This window comes from Bradyrhizobium oropedii, assembly GCF_020889685.1.
GTDB classification, from domain to species: domain Bacteria; phylum Pseudomonadota; class Alphaproteobacteria; order Rhizobiales; family Xanthobacteraceae; genus Bradyrhizobium; species Bradyrhizobium oropedii.
This window is the reverse complement of the sequence record NZ_JACMYO010000428.1, coordinates 1-1,305: the sequence shown is the minus strand read 5'-3', so window position 1 is coordinate 1,305 and position 1,305 is coordinate 1. Positions and strand designations below refer to the sequence as shown.

At 68.7% G+C, this 1,305-nt stretch carries 1 protein-coding gene; it reads right to left on the bottom strand.

The features are described 5' to 3' along the window. Positions 1-1,137, bottom strand: a 1,137-nt coding sequence (locus H8A95_RS43080) for an MFS transporter (protein WP_229188456.1), incomplete at its 3' end; no start/stop codon positions are given. Positions 1,138-1,305 lie beyond the last annotated feature (168 nt).

The window sequence follows — 1,305 nt, the reverse complement described above, 5'->3', positions numbered from 1 at the left end:
GTAGAGGCAGGTTTCGGCGCCGTAGAGGCCACCGACGACGGCGCCGAGCGCCGAGCCGAGCGGGCGGGCGCCGTAGCTCATGATGTTGATCGCCGAGACGCGGCCGAGCAGCGAGGGCGGCGTCACCGATTGCCTGAGCGTGGTGGTCGAGATCACCCACAGGATCGGGCCGACGCCGAGCAGGAAGAAGCCGAGGCCCGCGAGCAGCGGCGTCGCAATCCAGGTGGTCAGCGCCATCACCAGCGAGGCGACGAGGCCGGTGACCGGGCCGAGCCCGATCACGGTGCCGAACGCCAGCCGCTTCATCACCCGGGTTGCGAACAGCGCGCCGACCACCATGCCGACACCGTACATCGCAAGCGTCGTGCCGACGCCGGTCGCGCTGAGCCCGAGATGACGCACCGCATAGGGCACGAACACAGCGAGCAGCAGGAACGACGCGGTGTTGAAGATGAACTGGGTGATGAACACCGGCCGCAGCAAGGCATGGTGCATCACGAAGGCCGCACCTTCCTTGATGTCCTGCATCGGATGACGCCGCGGGGCGGGCTGGCGCGCCGGTTCGTAGAGGCCGGCGAGCAGCACGACCGCGATCGCCGATAACGCCGCAGCAAAGCCGAATGCGGGCGCGGCGCCGACCCAGCCGACCAGCACGCCGCCGAGCGCGGGGCCGCTGGCGAAAGCAACGGTGCGCGCCAGCTCGATGCGGGCATTCGCGGCCGGCAATTGCTGCGATGTCACCAACGACGGGACCAGCGCCGGCGCAGCGACGCTGTAGGCGACCGTGCCGCAGACCGCGATGAAGCCGAGCAAAGCCAGCAGCGGCAGGGTCATCGCGCCGAGCCACAGCAACAGCAGGATCGCGGCCAATGCCGCGGCGCGCAGCGCCTCGGAGCCCGCCATCACCCAGCGCCGCGACACGCGGTCAGCCAGGAGGCCGGCGGGAATCGCAAACAGGATGAAGGGCAGCGTCAGCGCGGTCTGTAACAGGCCGGTCTGGCCTTCGCCGACGCCGAGCACCAGCACCGCGACGATGGGCGCAGCGGCAAGCGCGATCTGTTCGGCCGATTGCGCGGCGAGATTGGACCAGGCCAGGCGATTGAAGGTGGCCGGCAGGCGGGGCGTATCGGCGGACATGACAGAATCCTTATCAATTCGACTGCCTTTAGTGTGTGGTTGGAAGACGTCCGATCCCACCCGTTTCCCGACAACACCAAAACAAAGGCCCGCCGGGAGGCGGGCCTTGTCGCTGAGACTGCTGCGCGCTCACATCATTGCGGCGTGGGCGCGAGCTGGCCGGTGATG